The organism is Candidatus Kryptobacter tengchongensis, assembly GCF_001458555.1.
Lineage (GTDB): Bacteria > Bacteroidota > Ignavibacteria > Kryptoniales > Kryptoniaceae > Kryptonium > Kryptonium tengchongense.
Window position 1 is genome coordinate 1 of sequence record NZ_CZVH01000027.1, and the last position, 19,933, is coordinate 19,933.

Genomic DNA, 19,933 nt, shown 5'->3' on the forward strand with positions numbered 1-19,933 from the left:
AAGCCGCCGTTCCATTTGGCTGAATGGAGGGAAGGAAAGGTAAGAGTTCTTGGAAAAGAAGTTGAAGTTTCAAAATCAATAGCAAAACAATTTAAGCTGAAAAATGAACTTGCGCTTCACGGGTATAATCATTATTCGCTTTTAATTGATGAATGGGGAGAGATTGAAAATATGAAGAAAGCGTTAAAGTTTGTGCAAAGAAAGTGGATAGAGGAAGGGCTCGGGGATTTGCCGACAACATATATACCTCCGACTAACTGGATTGATTCAATAGGGGTTCAAGCGATAGTTCAGACTTTTCCGTCAATAAAGGTTATAGCGGGGTTATATTCTGGTTTTTTTGATGTTGGACAGTATAGGGAATTTGGTCCCGAACCGTGGAATGAAAAACTTTACTGTATCCCAAGGGTTTCAGCTGGATTTTTAATTGATGATTATATGAAAATGTTAATTCTAAGTGAAATGGCAATGCTTGGCGTTTGGACCCACTTCGTTCATCCCGATGATATAATTTACACCCCTGATGAGGTTGAAAACCCAGAGCTTGTTAGAAATTGGTTCTATCTCCCGTGGCGTGGGAGAAACAACGAAGGACTTTATTTTAAATTTAAAAATTGGGTAAAAGATTTTGTTGAAAGTTACCCATTCATAAGGTTCATGACATGCAGAGAGGCATATGAGGAGATGAAAAGATTTGACAATTTGAAGATCAAATGTGAATTTGGTGATAATGAAATCAAAATAAATACGAACCAGAAAAATGTTTTTCTCAATGTTCAAATTGATACAAAGTATAAAAACCTTGAGGTCATTAACGCTGAAATCGTTTGCTCATCTCAAGGCATTTTCACGAATACAGTGGTTCTTAAAACAACGGATGAATCAGTTATTTTAAAGTTGGACTAAAATTAGCAAAAACAAAAATACACAAGGAATGAAGGCGTTTTTTTACAGCTTTAAAAGCATAGTTTTTCATCTTCGTTTTAACATCTCAATTGCACTTTTACCTGTTTTTCTGTGGGGATATGCGCTTACAGAGGCGGATATAAGTAGAAATTTTATCAATGGAATTATCATTTTGCATCTTTTGATTTATCCTGCAAGTAATGGAATTTATTCGTATTTTGACGAAAGGAAGGGTGTGATTTATGGGTTTAAAGGTGTAAAACCAGCATCGGTGTTTACGCTTGTGGCTTCAATTATTTTGCTTCTTGTTGGGATTTATTGGGCTTCAAAAGTTAACATTTCGTATTTCTCAATTGTTCTTGCTTTTGCAATTTTGTTTTTCCTTTTTTCGTTTCCATCAACTGGCATAAAGAAAAGACCATTTTATGCTATTTCATTTCTTGGTTTAACTTATGGTTTGCTTGGGTTTCTGGCTGGATGGGTTTGTGCATTTGATTTAAAAGGGTTGTTAAATCCATTTCATCTTGGTGGGGCTGTTTCTTCTGCAGGGTTTGTCGCAGGATTTTATACTCTTTCTCTCGTTTATAGAATCTCTGAAGATTCAATTCCAACAGGTGGCTTATTTGTGGAGAAACTTGGTTTGGTTGGTGTTTTCAGGTTTGTTAAAATAATCCTTCCAATTTCAGGTCTTATAGCGACAATCGTCATTGCTGGAAAATTCACGCTTTATGAACTAATTGGTATTATCATTTACTTTCTTATTGGTTTCCTTGTGGTTGAGAGATTTGAGAAAAATTTTCATCTTCAGAAGGAGTTTCAAAATTACAGGACGATAATGAACATAAATCTTACAAATTCAATAATTCTTTCTTCCTATCTATTTTTCAGAATTCTCGCGGTTAATTATTTGCTGATTGATTGAACTGCTGTGTTAACAACCAGAAGAAGTTCATCAAGGTCAAAAGGTTTTGTGATTATATAGTCGGCGCCTCTTCTTTTCGCTTCTTCTTCTGGGACATCAATTCCCCAGCCAGTTAATATGATTACAGGGATTTTGTCGTTTTTTTGTTTTGTTGCTTTTGAAATTTCCCATCCGTTTACATCGGGCAGGGCGAGGTCTGTAATAACGAGGTCAAATTTTTCTGCATCAATGTATTCAAGAGCTTTTTTACCATTTTCAGCTGGAAAGATTCTATAGCCGAGGTTTGAGAAAACATCTTTTAAAAGGTATAGCACAGATTCGTCGTCATCAACGATTAAAACACTCAATTTAAAAGCATTTTCTTTAAGTTCGCTCTTTTGAACGATCTCTGAAACTTTTTGTTTGCTTGCTGGCAGAACTATTGTAAATTTTGAACCTTTTCCAAGCTCACTTTCAACGAAGATTTCTCCATTGTGGCTTCTTATAATTTCATATGCTATTGAAAGACCAAGACCTGTCCCGTATTCTCCTTTTGTTGTGAAGAAGGGTTCAAAAATTCTTGCCATGGTTTCGGCATCCATACCAACACCTGTATCTGAGATATATATTGCAACTTTTTCACTGTTAACATTGTAAATTCCAATAGCCAATTTCCCACCAGCTGGCATTGCCTCAATTGCGTTTATGATTATATTTACAAGAGCTTCTCTTAATTCGGAGCTGTTTGTAATTGCCATTAATCTATCTTCTGGGAAATCTTTGGAGATTTCGTATTTTATTCCCTTTAATTCTGCTTCATCTTTCCATTTTGATTTTGTTATTTCAAGTGCATCTTCAATTATATTTGCGACATCAAGTGGAACGAGCGTCACATGGGTTCTCGGTTTTGAGAATTCACGAAGTCGTGATATTATTTTCCCAGCATCTTGCCCTGCTTTTTCAATGAATTCAAGATCTCTTAAAAGTGCTTCATCTGTTATCTTTGTTTTTAGAAGTTGAGCTCTGCCGAGGATTGCGCTTAGTAGATTGCTCAAGTTATGTGCAATTCCCCCCGCAAGTTGTCCAAGCGTTCTCATTTTTTCAGTAAGAATTAACTGTTGGTGGGCTTTTTTCAATTCCTCATACGCTTGGCGAAGGGATTTTTCCGATTCTTGAAGCTCTGTGAAATATCTTACTCTTTCAATTGCAACAGCAGATTGATTCGCTATATGTTCAAAGATGGGTATATATTCTTCAATTTCGCCTTTCCATTTTATCTGGGCTGTCATGATTCCGAAAATTTTACCTCGTGAGAGCATAGGTGCACTTAACAGGTATCCTTCCTCTTGTGCCTCTTCAATGAAGAGATTGAAAGGTGGGGGAATATCTTTACCTGAATACTTCACATATGTTATCTTTTTTTCGTAGATCAAACTTTCCCAAATTCGGTGCGATCTGACATTAAATCTATAATTTGGATATGAGATCATAACTTTTCTTCCGTGAATTGAATAAACATGGGCAAGCCCTTTTAGTTGTTCGGTCATCTCATCGTAAATATCAATGAAAAACCCATCAACAGGGATTAATTGAGTGATGTGATCATATATTGTTTTTGCAATTTCATCAATTGTCATTGCCGATGAAAGTTCGGAACTGAAACTATGAAGAATTTTAAATTCGGTTAGGCTTTTTTGAAGTTTTTCTTCTGTTAATTTTTTATCTGTTATATCGTGCATAACGCCTTGAATATATTTTAATGATCCCGTTTCGTCTCTTACCGTTGTCCAGTAGATGCTTACCCATCTTATAGTGCCGTCTTTTTTAATTATTCTAAATTCTGAAACCCTTGGCAGTTCCCCGGTCTTGAACGCTTGATAATTTGCCCTGAGAAGGCGCCAGTAATCAGATGGATGGACAAGTTTCCTTGCTTTGACTTGACCGCTGAGGAACTCGTCAACGGTATAACCAGTAATATGATAGCAAGATGGGGTTATATAGATGAAATTGTAATCTGAATCAACTGCGAACACGACATCGCTTAAGGCTTCAAGTATTGATTGACCGAAAGAAGTTAACTTTTCATTGCCCATAGCGTATGTAAATTTAATTTTTCAGTTTCAATTTACGAAATTATCGTAGAGTTATCAAGTTTTTGCAATCTTGACCCATAATTTTTGTCAATTTTTGTTTATTTGTGTAAATTTTTAAAAAATTGAAAAACAAACTGTTTGCGGTTAATGGGTAGTTTAATGGTAAGTATTTCGGGGGTTAGGGGAAGGGTTGGTGAGGGATTGAACCCTTTTGAAGTCGTAAAATTTGTTTCAGCCTTTGCTGAGTTTTGCGGTCGTGGGAAAATTATGCTTGGTCGTGATACGAGGATACATAGTTTATTGATATCTCAACTGGCTTCGGGGACGCTTCTTGCGATGGGATGCGATGTTATTGATGTGGGGATCTGTCCAACTCCAACGCTTCAACTTGCAGTTGAACATTCTGATGCGTCGGGCGGAATTATGATAACCGCAAGCCATAACCCAGCCGAATGGAACGGATTGAAGTTTATTTCAAGTGATGGGACTTTTTTAACGCCTGAACAACATAAAAAATTTGTTGAGCTGGTTGAAAACGGAAATTTTAACTTTGCAAAGTGGAATTTGACAGGGAACTATGTTCAGGATAGGTCTTTCCTTGATATGCATATTGAAAAAATTTTTAAAATTGACTTTGTTGATTTTGAAAGTATAAAAGCAAGAAAATTTAAGGTTGTTGTTGATTGCATTAATGGGGCTGGTTCGGAGATTGTCCCGAGGTTACTTGAAAAGTTTGGATGTGAGGTCATACGGTTAAATTGTGATGGTAATGGTAAATTCACTCATGAGCCTGAACCGTTGCCAGAAAATCTGACGGAGCTATGCGAAGTTGTCAAACAAGCGAAAGCTGATTTTGGAATTGCTGTTGATCCAGATGCAGATCGTCTTGTCCTTGTAACCGAGGAAGGAGAACCATTCGGTGAGGAATATACGATCGTCCAAGCTGTTAAAATTGTTCTTGAAAAAAGAAGTATGTTGAGCGATAAAAATGTTGTTGTTAATCTATCAACAACTAAAGCAGTTGATGAAGTAGCTAAAATTTACGATGCTAAAGTTTATAGAAGTCCCGTTGGAGAGATAAATGTTGTTAAAAAGATGAAGGAAGTCGGTGCGATAATTGGTGGCGAAGGTAGTGGTGGCGTTATCTTGCCGGAAGTCCATTACGGCAGGGATTCGCTTGTTGGGATAGCTCTTATATTGCAAAATCTTGTTGAGTTTGGCGGGAAAATTTCTGAGTTTAAAAAGACATTGCCAAAGTTTGAAATTTACAAGACGAAGGTCGGCATTGAAGGTATAAAACCGGATGAAATTCTTGAAAAGGTAATTGAAATTTATAAAGGTGCAGAAATTAACACTGATGATGGAATAAGGGTTGATTTCGGCGATAAATGGATTCATCTTCGCAAGTCAAATACGGAGCCAGTTTTGAGGGTGATAGCCGAGGCAAAGGATAGAGAAGAAGCTAAAGAACTTGTCCAAAATTTAATAGCAAAAATCGGCTTGAGATGAAGTTGAAAATCATTCTCATATTAAGTTTCTTTCTGAATGGTCTCTTTGAATTTAATCTTGCCGATGGGAAACCAAGGATGTTGTGGTTTGATGCGACTGCAAATTTTAAAAGGCTTGGAAGTTATGAGGGAATAGTTCGGGTTCTTGATAAATGCGTTGATGTTGGCGTAACAGACATAATTGTTGATGTTAAACCGATCTCTGGCGAGGTTCTTTATGATAGCAAATATGCCCCAAAGATGAGAACATGGGATGATTACACAAGACCTGACACATTTGACTTTGTAAATACTCTGATAAATGAAGCAAGGAAGAGAGGGTTGAAAATTCACATTGCTTTGAATGTATTCTGTGAGGGGCATAACTACTATGATAGAGGGGTTGTTTATTGGAAGCATCCTGAATGGGCGACGATTGTTTATACGAAAGATGGCTTTATACCGATAACACAGCAAAAACATAAATATTCGGCGATGGTAAATCCAGCATTGGAGCAAGTTCGGGAATATGAATTGAATATAATTCAGGAGGTTGTTAAAAATTTTGATGTTGATGGGATAGTTCTTGACAGGGTCAGGTATGATGGGATTTATGCTGATTTTAGCGATTCTTCAAGAGAAAAATTTGAAATGTGGTTGGGTAAAAAGATTAAATTTCCAGATGATATTTTCAGAATTGAAGGGGATAGTATAATCAAGGGCAGATATTTCAAAGAGTGGGTGAAGTGGAGAGCTTTTGTTATAAAAGATTTTTTCAAAAGAGCAAGGGAAATTGTTAAGAGGGCAAAGTCAAACATTTTATTTGGAGATTATGCCGGTTCGTGGTATCTGTCTTATTATGAGCTTGGAGTTAACTGGGCGAGCGAGAAATTTAAGCCAGAATTTGAATGGGCTACGGATGATTATAATGATACAGGGTATGCCGAGTTGCTTGATTTCCTTTGTTCGGGGCTTTACTTTTATGAGGTTACTAAAGATGAGGTTGAGGCGAAAGATAAGATTGATGCTTCAAGACTGACAGAACCTGGGATGAAGCCAACTAAACAGATCTGGTATTCTGTTGAGGGTTCGGCAGAGCTTGTCAAGAAGGTAACGATGGGGGTTGTGCCAGTTTATGGAAGTTTATATGTTGAGCAGTATAAGGGAGAGCCGGGAAGATTTAAAAAAGCGATTGAAGTCGCTCTTGATAAAACTGATGGAGTTATGATTTTTGATCTTGTTCATATTGAGAATAATCAATGGTGGGACATTTTAAAAGAGGTTTTTCAACAAAAAATTAAGGGCGAGGGGAATTGATACTTGCAAAGGTTACTGGAACAATTGTTGCAACGCAGAAAAATGAAAATTTGAAACCTTATAAAATTTTGATAATTCAGCCGATTGATCTAAAAGGGAATTTTATCGGAAGGGATATGCTTGCGCTTGATATGGTTGATGCGGGAATTGGGGACACCGTTATAGCTCTTCAAGAGGGAACTTCCGCAAGGCAAATTCTTGGCAGGGAAGATGTCCCAGTTCATACCCTTGTAGTTGCAGTTGTTGATGGAATTGAATTAATCAATGATGGGGAATGAACATTGATGTAAGACATATCTTACAATTGACCACAATCCCTGGAGTAGGTCCAGGAAGGATAAAGAACCTTGTTAATTATTTCAAGGAGACGGAGTTGATATTTAAGGCGTCAATTTCAGAGCTTGTGAAGGTTGAAGGTATAGACAAGGGACTTGCCAAGAGAATCATTGAGATGCGGAATCAGAATTTAAAATTTGCGGATGAACAGCTTTTAAAGGCTGAAAAGGTGAAGGCAAGGATTTTAACGCTATGGGATTCGGAATATCCAGATCTTTTGAGAAAAATTTATGATCCGCCGATTGTTTTATTTATCCGTGGGAATTTAGTTGAGCAAGACAGGTATTCAATTGCAATTGTTGGGACGAGAACCCCGACGAATTATGGCAAGATAATGTGCGAAAAATTTGCGATTGGGCTTTCAAAAATGAATTTAACGATTGTAAGTGGTTTCGCAAGAGGGATTGACACAATAGCCCATGTTTCAGCTTTGAAGTCGGGCGGGAGAACCATCGCTGTTCTTGGCTCCGGTGTTGATTATATTTATCCGCCTGAGAATAGAAAGATTGTTGACAGTGTTATATCTAACGGTGCGATAGTTTCAGAATTTCCAATGGGGGCGAAACCTGATGCAATGAATTTCCCCAAGAGGAACAGAATAATAAGCGGGATGTCAATCGGGGTTTTGATTGTTGAGACGAGCAGAACAGGTGGCGCAATGATAACAGCAGAGTTCGCAAATGATCAAAATCGGGATGTTTTTGCAATTCCGGGCAATGTAGATAATGTTAAAAGTCAAGGGACGAATTTTCTAATCAAGCATAACAGAGCAAAACTTGTTGAGGATGTTAATGATATCGTTGAGGAGATTCGCTCATTTATTCAACCGATTTTAAAATCGGAACCATCAAAGCCAAAGGTTGAGGTAAATGTTTTTGAAGCGAAAATTCTTGAGGTTTTATCCACATCTGAGCCGATGCATGTTGATAAAATTGCAGAACTTTCTGGATTATCCATAACCGATGCACTTGTTCATTTGCTATCGCTTGAATTTAAAGACCTTGTTCACCAACTTCCTGGGAAGTTATTTGTTAAAAAGTTTTAAAATAACATTGCCAAAGCAGGGTTTGGGGTTGTCCGATAACTCTCTTCTTTATCATTGCGAGCAATAGCGAAGCGATCTCATCTTTGTTTCTTACTTAAGATTGCTTCGGGAATTTATATCGCCTCGCAGTGACAGGATGAAGAATAGACTCACCCCCTAACCCTCTCTATAAATAAAGAGGGGGAATTAAAGTGGGTAAGTTAATCCCGACGTGATTACTTTGCGACTTCGTCGCTTCGCCACTCGCAATAATTCACCCCTTGTCCTCTCTCTACAACTTCATAGAGAAGAATTAAAGAGGTGAGTTAATAAATTGACTCACCCCCTGACCCCCTCTCTAAAATTTAGAGAGGGGGAATTATAAAGGGGGTGAGTTGAATTTGAGATTTACCTCTTGCACTAACGTGTCCGTTGAAATGATGATAAGCTTGTTAATAGGTTGACTCGCCTCTTAACTCATTCTCTATGAATAGAAGTAAAATGATTGACTCACCCTTTGACCCCTCTCTATAAATAGAGAAGTGAAATGATTGACTCACCCCCTAACCCCCTCTCTATAAATAGAGAGGGGGAATTGAAGGGGGTGAGTTGAAAATGACTCTTTGAAATTGCTTCTCACACTTATAACTCTCTTTATAGAAAGGGAAGTGAAGAAATTGACTCATCCCCCGACTCATTCTCTATAAATAGAGAAGGGGAAATTGACTCACCCCCTGACCCCCTCTCTAAATTTTAGAGAGGGGGAATTAAAGGGGGTGAGTTGAAAATGATTTTTTGAGATTGCTTCGCCACTCTGCTTCTCGCAATGACATTTATTCGGACAACTTCTTTGAGAGATTACAATTTTTGAGCTTTCCCTTCCTGTGAAATTATCTCACCAGCAGTGCAATCTTAATTTTAATCCTCTTCCAGGTTTAGCCCAGCCACGGAATCCCAATCCAAGTCCTGGGTAGCCAAGTTTATCTTTTAAAATTTTTCTTTGTTCTGGCGTCAGCACTTGCTGGATGTTCATCCAGTGATTTACTCTGTTTTTTGTCAGTTCCTTCATATAAGCAGAAATCTCATCAGCTTTTTTGTCAATCGCTGATTTGTCGGGCTTTTCAGCATAAAGCAATTCCTGAAGTTCAATCCTTGCCTTGTTCAATTTTCCGATTATGTCAGCTTGATTTTTTCTAAATTCAAAGAACAAGTTTTGAATCTTTGATTTTTGCTCATCTGTCAATTTTAGCTCATCATAAAGTTTTGTTATTCCCCTTTGCCAAATGTTATCATCTGGGGGGAATCCAAATCTTGGACCAAGCATTTGTGAGAATGATAACGAGGTAATTAGAAACAACGCAATCGCTGTGGATATTATTTTTGTCTTCATGGCTTTTTATCTTTTTTGTTTTGTTTTTCTGTCTTCACTAAATTAGATGTGATTGAAAGCACAAAGGTTTAATTTCTATCATGAAAATTTTTTATGCGAAATATATTTTGCCAATAACTTCAGAAATGGTTGAAGATGGGGCTATCGTAATTGATGGAAATAGAATAATTGATTTCGGGGCTCGGGAGGAAATTGACTCAAAATTTAAAGATGTTGAAAGAAAAATTAATCTAAAAAATGCACTGATCATGCCTGGTTTTGTGAATGCTCATACCCATCTTGAATTGTCAGGGGTAAAAATTAAAGAAGTTAGTGATTTCAAAGATTGGCTTTATCAAATCATCAAGCAAAGGAAAAGATTATTTAATGGCAGAGGTGTTGCAGGTAAGATAAAATTTATTAAAACTTTCGCAGAGAGAAAATGGAAAAGAACTGTGAAAAGGAGAATTGAGGAAATGATAAACTCGGGGACAATAGCAATCGGTGATGTCTCAAATACGGGGAAATTGATAACAATGCTTTTGAGAGTCCCAATGAAAATTCAAATTTTTATTGAGTTGATCTCGTTTATTGAGGAAAGAGGTGTGGAATTTTTCAATGTTTTGAAAGATCTTGTTCACAATGTTAATGAGGTTGTAAAAAAGCACAATTTACAGAGGGAATTCAAAATTTCCCTGTCTCCACATGCTCCATATTCAGTTTCTGAAACCTTATTCAAATTAATAAAAAATTTCAACGGGGATTCAAAAACAAGCGTTCACCTGGCTGAAGTAATTGATGAGGTTGAATTTATAAAAAATGGTTCTGGTTTCTTCCGCTCCTTTTTGATTGAAAGAGATGGATTTGATTATTCGTGGAAACCACCAGGGGTGTCCCCAGTTAAATATCTTGACCAGATTGGGTTTCTTGACAAAAATATACTTGCTGTTCACTGTGTGAATGTTGATGACGAAGATATTGAAATTTTGAGCAAAAGAAATGTAAGCATATGCACTTGCCCCAGAAGTAATTTCTTTTTAAAAGTTGGAAAAGCACCTGTGAGAAAGTTTCTTGACAACAACATAAATGTTTGCCTTGGAACTGATAGCATTGCAAGTAATCGGGATTTGAACATATTAAATGAGTTAAAATTTGCAAGGGAATTTTACAAAGATGTAAGTAATGAGGAATTGATAAAAATTGCAACTTTAAACGGGGCTAAAGCGCTTGGTTTTGATGATATTTGCGGTAGCATTGAGAGAGGAAAAGACGCTGACCTGATCTATTTTATCATCCCGAATGATTTAAAGAAAAATGAAATCTATGACTTCATCTTTGAGTCAAGCGTATGTGGTAGATTAGGATAGTAAAGATGAAAGCAGTGGAACAAGATGTCGTTCAAAGATAAATTTGCAAGGGCATTGGCTTTTATAAGTTTAACTTGACAGAATTTTATATTTTTTTTAATTTTTTAAAAAATCCTCCTGAAATTATGCAGAGAGAGAGAGAGAGAGAAAAAATGCAAAAACAATTCAACATAATTTTATCCATTGCTGTTGTTTTTCTTTTAATTGTTATAGCTGGTGTTGCGTTTTATTTTAACAGCAGAGTTGAGGGGGAAATAGTTTCAATTCTGGGGAAATCGCAAGTCCAAATTGCTCGGCAAGTTTCTGGCGCACTTAAAGAATATATCCAGGCGAGGGAAAACGGTTTAAAAGTTTTATCTTCTTTTGAGTCCATTAGGAAAAGATTGCCAGGGAAAATGGAAGATGATGTTAATTCATATTTTGAATATGTAAAGATGTACTTTGTCAACGCTATATCTGTTCTTGACGAGCGAGGTGAGGTTGTTTATTCAACGATGAAACAAGCAATCGGGGAAAAATATGAGAGTTATGAATTCTGGAAAGAGTTAACGAAGATCCAAGGTGACAGTTTGGTTTATGTCCCAGTTGTTGTCTTTGATACATCTGGAAAGAATCTGTTTAAAAAGCCACTCTCTTTGATCCTCTTTCCAATTTACGATAAGGGAAAATTTCGTGGGGCAGTCGCATATACAATTGAGATTGACTCATTGATAAGCTCATTCTTAAAACTGACCGAGCCAGAGGTTAAACTTTACGATACATGGATTATAACTGGGGATAAAATTCTTGTTTTTCACTCTGCACATCCAGAGATGGTTCTAAGGATGTCTGAATTAGAAGACAGAAGTTGTCTTAAATGTCATATCCCGCAGGGTAGGGATGTTGGCGTTTTCAGTTACATTGATACAATGCTTGTAAAAGGGTCGGGAATTGTAAGATATAAACTAAAAGATTATCCTAAGAAATTCGCTGGGTTTTCACATTTCAAGATTTATGGGAATGATTTGATTTTTGTTGTAAGCTCACCTTATGAAAGGGTTCAAAAGATTGCGAGGGCAAATCTTAAGGTTATTTATTTTATTTCTGCGTTGATTGTAGCAGTGCTTTTAGTTTATGTATTTTTCTTTTTGAGAAATATGAGGGAGATGATTCGTGCGGAAGAGAGAGAAAGACAAAGGGAGGAGAGGGAAAGGATACAGCGACTTTACACTTTGCTTTTCCAAAATTCAAACGATGGCGTTTATATACTTGACCTTGAAAAAGGTAGATTTGTTGAGGTTAATAAAAAGTTTCAAGAAATGTTCGGCTATACAACTGAAGAATTGAAAAACACTGATTTTACGACCCTCGTTGCCCCTGAATCAAGGGCTTTAATTGAGGATAGAAGGCAAAAGATCACCCGTGGCGTTCCAGTTCCACAAAGATACACATTTACAGCGCTTTCAAAGGATGGGAGAAGAATTGAGGTTGAGACAAGTGTAAGTTATGTAAGGATAGGTGAAAAAATGTATGTTTTGGGGATTTATAGAGATATGAGCGAGATTTTAAGACAAAAGGAACTTTACCAAAGTTTGTTTGAGAACCTGCCAGTTGGAGTTGTAATCCATCAAGATGGTAAAATTGTCAAGTGCAATAAAAAAGCAGTTGAAATTGGTGGAGGAAAGGATGAAAGCGATATAATTGGAAAACCTGTACTTGATTTTGTTCATCCAGATCATAGGGAAACCGTGATTGCTCGTATAAGGGGGATATTAGAGCAAGGTAAGGAAGCCCCGCCAATTGAAGAAAAGTTTGTTCGCCTTGATGGAAGCGTAATAGATGTTGAGGTTAGAGGCTCAAGAATTATGTGGGAGGGGAAACCAGCAGTTCAAGTTGTGATTGAGGATGTAAGTGAAAGAAAGCGACTCCAGAGGGAATTGATGGAGAGATATTCCGAGGAACAGAAGCTAAAATTGAGATTGGAGACGATTTTAAAGAACATCTCGGATGGAATTTTATTTCAAAATGAGCGAGGCATAATTGAGTTTGTCAACGAGGAATTCTGTAGAATTACTGGTTTTAGTTCACCTGATGAGTTAGTTGGGAAAACATTTGAAGAGTTTCTTGAAAAATTTAAAGATTTGGTTCAAGATGAATCGGAGATAGAAAGAATAAAAAGTTGGGTTAGCGATAGGGAAGCTGTAAAGTATAGTGAGTTAAGGTTGAAAAATGGAATGATAATAAGTAGAATTGGTATCCCAGTTTTTGAGCGAAATGGGAGGTATATAGGTCGCATAAGTATAGCAAGAGATATAACTGAGATGAAGAGGAACGAGGAACGAATGCTTGAGCTTCAAAAATTTGAGGTTCTTGGTCAGCTTGCAAGTGGAATTGCGCATGATTTTAACAATGTTCTTGGGATTATAAGCGGGATGCTTGAAATTATTAAGATTAAGACAGTTGATAAAAATATCTTGAGTTATCTTGATTCTGCACTTTCCGCAGTTCAAAGAGGTGGAGAGGTTGCAAAAAGGCTTTTGCAGTTCTCAAGGAAAAAAGTTGAGGAATACAAGCCGATATCAATCCAAAATCTTGTTTTTGATTGTGTGAAGATTCTTGAGCATACTCTCCCAAAAAATGTAGAGATAGGTGTAAATATTGAAAAAGACTTTATTATTCTGGGGTCTTATGGTGATTTACAGCAGGTAATTTTGAATTTGGCTTTAAATGCGAGTGATGCAATGCCAACTGGTGGTAAGTTAACGATTTCGGTTTCTTCAGTTGATAAAAACTTTGTTGAGAAAAAATTTGGGAGGGCTGTTTCTGATGTTTATGTTTTAATTGCTGTTTCGGATACTGGCGTTGGGATAAGTGATGAGTTAAAGGATAAAATTTTTGAGCCGTTTTTCACGACGAAAGAGCCTGGCAAGGGAACGGGTCTTGGGCTTGCGATTGTAAAAAATATAGTTACAATTCATGGCGGTTTTGTTGATTTTGAAAGCACGGTCAGGAAAGGGACAACTTTTTTCGTTTATCTTCCGGTTCATTTTGAAGAGGAAAAGGAATTAAGAATAAATCGGGGAGAGGAGAAAATGCAAAAAATTGGACAGGGTTATAAAGTGCTTGTAATTGAAGATGAGGAAAGTTTGAGAGTAATCATGAGAGATTATCTTGAGATACTTGGATTTAGCGTGATTGAGGCGGAGGATGGCGAAAGCGGGATTCAGAAATTCGTTGAAAACCCAGATGTTAAAATTGTTTTTGTTGATTATGGTTTGCCAAAGATAATGGGGGATGAGGTTATAAGAAGGATAAGTTCAATTTCGGGGGATGTTAAATTCGTTCTTGTCACTGGTTTTGTTGATATAAGTGATAAAGTTAAAGAATCTCTGCCATTCGGAGTGAAATTTATAAAGAAGCCATATAACCTCGCTCAAGTTGAGGAAATTGTGAAGGGGATTTTGGGTATTTGAGTTTGTCTCGCTATTTGTTCAAATTTTGGTGTGGGGAAGTTTAATTTGAATTTCAGTGATTTTGTTTTTACATTAATATAGAAAATCGTGTTAAGAAAACTTTCGTGGTAAACATGCGTTGTGGCACAGGAAATAAAGTGTTGTTCTTTACAAGGGGGCAATTATTTCGGGTAAAGCACATATTAAACAAATTAAAAAGGAGGAATTAGCCATGTCACAGGCGCCAACAACACAACCAACCTATGTAAAGGGTCTGGAAAATGTCATAGCGAACCAGACTCAACTTTGCTTCATTGATGGTAAAAGGAGTAAACTTTTATATCTTGGTTACGATATTGCAGATCTTGCCGAACATTCTAATTTTGAGGAGGTTGCATTTCTTTTGTGGAATTATCGCCTTCCAAAGAAAAGTGAATATGATGAATTTGTGAAGGCGATTCGTGCTGAATATGATATTCCCGATCAGCTCATTACTGTTATGAAGCTTATGCCGAAGGATTCAGACCCGATGGATGTGTTAAGGACTTCTGTATCGTTTCTTGGTTTATTTGACCCCGAGAGAAATGACAATTCGCTTGAGGCTAACAGAAGGAAGGCACTTCGTCTCACTGCGAAGTTCCCAACAATAGTTGCAGCGTGGGAGCAGATAAGGAACGGTAAAGAACCTGTGAAACCAAATAAAGAATTTAACATTGCAACTAACTTCCTTTACATGCTAAAGGGTGAAAAGCCGGATGAACTCTATGCAAAAATTATGGATGTTGCTTTGATTCTGCATGCAGAGCATGAAATGAATGCATCAACATTTTCAGCCAGAGTTACAATTTCTACATTGACGGATATGTATTCAGCGGTTACATCAGCGATTGGGACATTGAAGGGACCTTTGCATGGCGGGGCTAATAGGGAAGTTATGAAGTATTTACTTGAAATTGGTGATCTTTCAAAGGTTGATGATTTTGTTAAGAGAGCGATTGAGGAGAAAAGGAAACTTGAAGGGTTTGGTCATAGGGTATATAAATCAATGGATCCGAGAGCTTTGATACTTAAGAAATATTCAAAGATGCTTGGCGAGAAGCTTGGCAATACGAAGTGGTATGAGATGTCCGCGAGGATTGAAGAACTCTGGGTTAAGGAATTTGGTGAGAAAGGCGTGTGGCCAAATGTTGATTTCTATTCTGCTTCTGTGTATTACTACATGGGAATTCCGCTTGATCTTTACACTCCAATTTTTGCTGTTAGCCGTATAACTGGGTGGACAGCGCATATTCTTGAACAGCTTGCCGACAACAGGATTTATAGACCAAGGGCTGAGTATGTCGGACCTATGGATCAGACTTATGTTCCGATTGATCAACGCTAATGGATAGTAAAGGGCGGGATTTTCATCCCGCCCTTTTTATTTTCTTCTTGAAAATTCCGCCAGCCTTTGACATACGATATCTTGGATCATATTTGCGGCAGATGTAGGGATGAGATAGTTATTTGTAATCATTACAAATGAAAGCATCTCATTATCTTTTGTCTTTATATATCCGGAAAGAGCCCTTGCGTACTGGACATAACCAGTTTTCGCTCGCACATTCCCCTGGGCTTTTGTCTTTCTCATTCTTGTCTCAAGTGTCCCATCAACTCCAGCTATTGGCAAGGATTCGTAAAAATATGAGAAGTATTCGTGCTTATACATGTAGTTTAAAAGTGTTAAAATTTGGAACGGTGTGACAAGGTTCAGTCTTGATAAACCGGAGCCGTCATAAATTGAAATTGCTTCAGGGGGGATTCCAAATTGGGAAAGTGTGGTTTTTATAACTTCAACCGATTTTTGAGTTGAGCCTTCACCACCGAAAATTTTACCAAGTGTTCTAAAGAGTTGTTCGGCATAAAAATTTTGACTTCGCTTGTTTATAACTTTTATGATTTCACTTAAGGGTGGGGACTCGTAGGAGGCAAGAATCGTCATGTTTTCATAATCTGGGTTCAAAAATGTGTCATCAATATCAACAGCGGAGCCGGTTATTTTTATTCCTTTTGATTCCAGAACCTCTTTAAAAACAGTTGCAGTGTAAAGCGTTGGGTTATGAATACTTATTGATTCTTTCTGTGGTTTTGATTTCAGGCTTATTTTTCCAAATACATTGATTATGTTAGTTCCCGGTGCTCTGAAGAAATCAATTTTGGTTGAGCTATCGGGATGAACAGTTATAACTTGATTTTTTATTTGAACATATTTTGTGTTCGGGTTGATTTTGATAATTGCGGGGTCGCCGATTTTTTTCCCGGGAAAAATTTCAAAATCAACGCAGTTATCGTTGAAAGACAAGGCGCTAATGTGTGCAGAGTACCAGTATGTTTCATCATCCCATGCCCATCCTGTCCCCATATATTGATCATCAAAATAATTATCATCCCCGACTATATCACCATTGATTTCTTTAATTCCCAATTTTAGCAAGCTATCAGCCCAATCTTTGAAAGTTTTTATCACATCTCCGTTGGTGAATCTACCTGAGATAGTTGGGTCTCCGCTTCCACGAATGAAAATGTTGCCATATAAAATTTCATCTTTAATTTTTCCATCGGTGTAAATATAGGTTTTGTATCTGAAGTCAGGTCCAAGTTTAATTAGTGCGACCGCAGTTGTAAATAGTTTCATATTTGAGGCTGGGATGAAGCTTTTGTGTTCATTTAATCTATAGAGATATTCGCCCGTTTCAAGTGATTGAATTATGACGCCCCAATATGCATTTGAAAAGCTCGGGTCTTTGAAAATTTCATCAAGTTCATATTTTAACTGGTTTAATTGGGTATCTTCATAATAAACTATTTCTCTTTCAACTTCTGGTTTTGCTTCGGTAATTTTCTGTGCAGATGCATACGAGTAAAAATAAATAAATAAAGGTAAAAGGATTAGCCTTTTGTTCATAGAGATTTGAAACATTTTGTTTTTGATTCACTCTGTCATTCAAGTCCAACGAGTTTTTTCAACTTTCTTATTTCCTTTTCTGTGAGATATCTCCATTCCCCTCTTTTCATCCCGCTAACAGTTATACCGCCGAAGCTTACCCTGTGCAATTTTCTAACTTTGTATCCGAGGCGTTCAAACATTCTTCTTATTTGTCTATATCTTCCCTCATGAATTGTTATGCCAAGCTCTTTTCTATCGCTATCTGGAAGGATGTAAATATCGCATGCTTCTGTTTTTCTGCCATCAAGCATTATACCTCGCTTTAATTTTTCAATGTCTTCCGGTTTTATTGGTTTATCTATCTCAACTTTATACGCTTTTTCAATTTTATATTTCGGGTGCATAAGGCGATAGGCGAGTTCCCCATCATTTGTGAGAAGAAGGACACCTGTTGTGTTTCTATCAAGTCGCCCAACCGGGAAAATTCTTTGTTTAACTTTTACAAGATCAAGGACTGTTCGTCTTCCTTTTTCGTCTTTTACTGTTGTTATGCAATCCTTTGGTTTGTTTAAAACGATATAAACAAGTTTTTCTTCAGGTTTTACAGGTTTTCCATCAACTGTGACTTTATCTTTTCGGGGGTCTATTTTTATGCCGAGTTGTGTTATGACCTCACCATTTACCGCAACTCTTCCTTGCTGGATTAGTTCATCGGCTTTTCTTCTTGATGCGATCCCGCACATCGCAAGGTATTTGTTAAGGCGAATAAGCTCGTCGGCTTTTTCAATTTTCTTCATTTTTTTCTCTTTCATTCTTGTTCACCTCGTCTTGTAGATTTAGTTTTTCGCTTTCCTCTTCTTTCATAATTTCTTCAATTTCCGATGGCTTTGGTAATTCCGATAAATCTTTCAAGCCAAAGTATTTTAAGAATTCTTTTGTTGTCCCATATAGAAGTGGTCTCCCGATGGTTTCAGCTCTTCCGACGATTGTTATCAATCTTTTTTCAAGTAGTGTTTTAATTATGTGGTCAACATTTACTCCACGGATTGCCTCAATTTCAGGTTTGCTTATTGGTTGTTTGTATGCGATTATAGCAAGGGTTTCAAGCGCTGGCTGTGAAAGTTTTTTCTTGCTTTTTTCTTTAAAAAGTTTCCCAATCCATTTCGCAAATTCAGGAAGGGTTGCAAATTGATATCCTTCTGCTATTTCTATAATTCTAAAGGCAGAGCCTCTTTCGGCATATTCTTGATTTAATTCGTCAATAAAATTTTTAATTTCTTCCTCCGTTATTTTGCTCGTTTCGCCATTTGATGAGAGTTTCTTATTTGGCTCGTTTACAATATCTTTAATCTGTTTCAAACTCAATGGGGTATCGGAGGCGAAAATTATCGCTTCAATGATTGATTTTATATTTCCCATCTATATGTGAGATTTGTTTTAGATTGCGTCAGCGTATCTTTCTTGAGGGTCAAAAGCCCTTTCTATGATAATCTCTCCGAATGTATCTTGCTGTGATAATTTTATTTTTCTCAATTTTGCAAGTTCAAGGATTGCAAGGAAAGCGACAATGATTTTTATTTTTTCAGCGTGGTCTGTGAGGATTTCATTGAACGAAAATCTATCGTGGAATTTTAGCCTGTTAAGTATGTTTTCTATTTCATCTTCAACTTTGTAAATCTGGCTCTCAACTTCATGAAATTCTTTTTCTTTTGCCTTTTCAAATACACTTTTAAATGCCATTAGCAAGTCAAACAGTGAGACATCTTTTAGGAAATCATAAAGTTCTTCATCGTCATGATAATCTTTTACATCATGTTTAAAGTACTGACGGTAGTAGATTTTTCCAGCCTCGTCTTCCATTTTTGAAAACTCGTTGGCAAGCTCCTTAAATTTTTTATATTCAAGGAGTCGTTTTACAAGTTCAGTTCTCGGGTCTTCCTCTTCTTCATCTTCTGTTTCTGGTTTTGGCAAAAGCATCTTTGCTTTTATCTGCATAAGTGTTGACGCCATAACGATAAACTCGCTTGCTATCTCAAGGTCAAGCATTTGCATAAGGTGGATGTATTCAAGGAAATCTTTGGTAATTTTTGAAATTGGGATATCATATATGTTAAGCTCATCCCTTTTGACGAAGAAAAGAAGGAGATCAAGGGGACCTTCAAAATATGGGAGTTTGATTTTATATTTCATTCTTATAAAATAAGTTAGTTTTCAGCCAAGTTTCATTGCTTCGTGGACATCTTGCATTGTTTTACGTGCGACTTCCCGAGCTCTTTCTTCGCCAGAGAGCAAAATTTGCTTAACTTCTTTGAGGTTTGATTCAAAATGGGCTCTTTTTTCATGTATCGGTTTTAAAAATTCAATTATTTTCTCAGCACATTTTGATTTACATTCAACACAGCCAAGTTGACCAGACTCGCAACCTTTTCTTATCTCTTGGACTTCATCGGGATTAAACTTTTTATGGTATGTGAAAACAAGGCAAATATCGGGTCTTCCAGGGTCACCTTTGTAAATTTTTTGCGGGTCTGTGAAGGCTTTTTTCATTTTTTTCTTTATCTCATCTGGTGGATCGGAGATTAGAATTGTATTTCCAAGTGATTTACTCATTCTTTTTCCATCAAGTCCAGGCAGTCTTGCGAATTCAGTTAAAAGTGGTTCTGGTTCGGGGAAAACGGGAGCATAAACTTGATTAAATCTTTTGGCGATATCTCGGGTTATTTCAAGATGTGGCAATTGGTCTTCTCCAACGGGAACAAGCTCACCTTTATAAAGT

16 protein-coding genes are annotated in these 19,933 nt (G+C 37.0%); 9 read left to right on the forward strand and 7 right to left on the reverse strand.

Annotated features, from left to right (window positions below; genetic code table 11):
• Both AT685_RS02415 and AT685_RS02420 read left to right on the forward strand, forming a co-directional pair.
• Positions 1-906 (forward strand): DUF2194 domain-containing protein (locus AT685_RS02415; protein ID WP_234696216.1); only part of this gene is annotated, 906 nt, incomplete at its 5' end.
• A 28-nt stretch (positions 907-934) separates the two neighbouring features.
• On the forward strand, positions 935-1,828 hold the full coding sequence (locus AT685_RS02420; RefSeq protein ID WP_072149908.1) for a hypothetical protein: 894 nt from the start codon (positions 935-937) through the stop codon (positions 1,826-1,828).
• Here the strand turns inward: AT685_RS02420 and AT685_RS02425 are convergent.
• On the reverse strand, positions 1,810-3,900 hold the full coding sequence (locus tag AT685_RS02425) for a hybrid sensor histidine kinase/response regulator (RefSeq protein ID WP_072151399.1): 2,091 nt from the start codon (positions 3,898-3,900) through the stop codon (positions 1,810-1,812). The genes AT685_RS02420 and AT685_RS02425 overlap by 19 nt on opposite strands.
• Before the next feature lie 159 nt (positions 3,901-4,059).
• Between AT685_RS02425 and glmM the strand changes: the two genes are divergently transcribed.
• Genes glmM through dprA form a run of 4 tightly spaced genes read left to right on the forward strand, consistent with a single transcriptional unit; the run spans position 4,060 to position 8,085 of the window.
• Positions 4,060-5,409, forward strand: a complete 1,350-nt coding sequence (gene glmM / locus AT685_RS02430) for a phosphoglucosamine mutase (protein ID WP_234696217.1) — start codon at positions 4,060-4,062, stop codon at positions 5,407-5,409.
• The gene (locus AT685_RS02435) at positions 5,406-6,704 is read left to right on the forward strand and encodes an alpha amylase family protein (RefSeq protein ID WP_072151401.1); all 1,299 of its coding nucleotides are present in this window, start codon (positions 5,406-5,408) and stop codon (positions 6,702-6,704) included. Before glmM ends, AT685_RS02435 begins: the two co-directional genes overlap by 4 nt.
• Entirely contained in the window at positions 6,701-6,982 is a 282-nt protein-coding gene (locus AT685_RS02440) for a EutN/CcmL family microcompartment protein (RefSeq protein ID WP_072150665.1), read from the forward strand. The genes AT685_RS02435 and AT685_RS02440 overlap by 4 nt, the downstream gene beginning before the upstream one ends.
• Entirely contained in the window at positions 6,979-8,085 is a 1,107-nt protein-coding gene (gene dprA / locus AT685_RS02445; RefSeq protein ID WP_072151402.1) for a DNA-processing protein DprA, read from the forward strand. Before AT685_RS02440 ends, dprA begins: the two co-directional genes overlap by 4 nt.
• An 874-nt stretch (positions 8,086-8,959) precedes the next feature.
• On the opposite strand, the gene AT685_RS02450 is transcribed toward dprA, so the two are convergent.
• On the reverse strand, positions 8,960-9,454 hold the full coding sequence (locus tag AT685_RS02450) for a Spy/CpxP family protein refolding chaperone (protein ID WP_072151403.1): 495 nt from the start codon (positions 9,452-9,454) through the stop codon (positions 8,960-8,962).
• A gap of 80 nt (positions 9,455-9,534) precedes the next feature.
• On the opposite strand from AT685_RS02450, the gene AT685_RS02455 reads away from it, so the two are divergent.
• The 3 genes from AT685_RS02455 to AT685_RS02465 all read left to right on the forward strand — a co-directional run bounded on the left by AT685_RS02455 (position 9,535) and on the right by AT685_RS02465 (position 15,615).
• On the forward strand, positions 9,535-10,800 hold the full coding sequence (locus AT685_RS02455; RefSeq protein ID WP_072151404.1) for an amidohydrolase family protein: 1,266 nt from the start codon (positions 9,535-9,537) through the stop codon (positions 10,798-10,800).
• Between the two features lie 152 nt (positions 10,801-10,952).
• Entirely contained in the window at positions 10,953-14,252 is a 3,300-nt protein-coding gene (locus tag AT685_RS02460) for a PAS domain S-box protein (RefSeq protein ID WP_159420458.1), read from the forward strand.
• A gap of 211 nt (positions 14,253-14,463) precedes the next feature.
• Complete coding sequence (locus AT685_RS02465) at positions 14,464-15,615, forward strand: citrate synthase (RefSeq protein ID WP_072151406.1); 1,152 nt, start codon at positions 14,464-14,466, stop codon at positions 15,613-15,615.
• A 36-nt stretch (positions 15,616-15,651) separates the two neighbouring features.
• On the opposite strand, the gene dacB is transcribed toward AT685_RS02465, so the two are convergent.
• The 5 genes from dacB to AT685_RS02490 all read right to left on the reverse strand — a co-directional run.
• A complete protein-coding gene (gene dacB, locus AT685_RS02470; RefSeq protein ID WP_159420459.1) occupies positions 15,652-17,175 on the reverse strand; it encodes a D-alanyl-D-alanine carboxypeptidase/D-alanyl-D-alanine endopeptidase in 1,524 nt (507 codons plus the stop codon).
• 35 nt (positions 17,176-17,210) lie between these two features.
• Positions 17,211-17,969, reverse strand: a complete 759-nt coding sequence (locus AT685_RS02475; RefSeq protein ID WP_234696218.1) for a pseudouridine synthase — start codon at positions 17,967-17,969, stop codon at positions 17,211-17,213.
• Positions 17,941-18,576 carry an SMC-Scp complex subunit ScpB gene (scpB, locus tag AT685_RS02480; protein ID WP_072151407.1) on the reverse strand — a complete coding sequence of 212 codons (636 nt, stop codon included), beginning with the start codon at positions 18,574-18,576 and terminating at the stop codon, positions 17,941-17,943. Before scpB ends, AT685_RS02475 begins: the two co-directional genes overlap by 29 nt.
• An 18-nt stretch (positions 18,577-18,594) precedes the next feature.
• Positions 18,595-19,347, reverse strand: a complete 753-nt coding sequence (locus tag AT685_RS02485) for a segregation and condensation protein A (protein WP_072151408.1) — start codon at positions 19,345-19,347, stop codon at positions 18,595-18,597.
• A gap of 21 nt (positions 19,348-19,368) precedes the next feature.
• Positions 19,369-19,933: tryptophan--tRNA ligase (locus AT685_RS02490; protein WP_420021839.1), on the reverse strand; the 565-nt coding region annotated here is incomplete at its 5' end.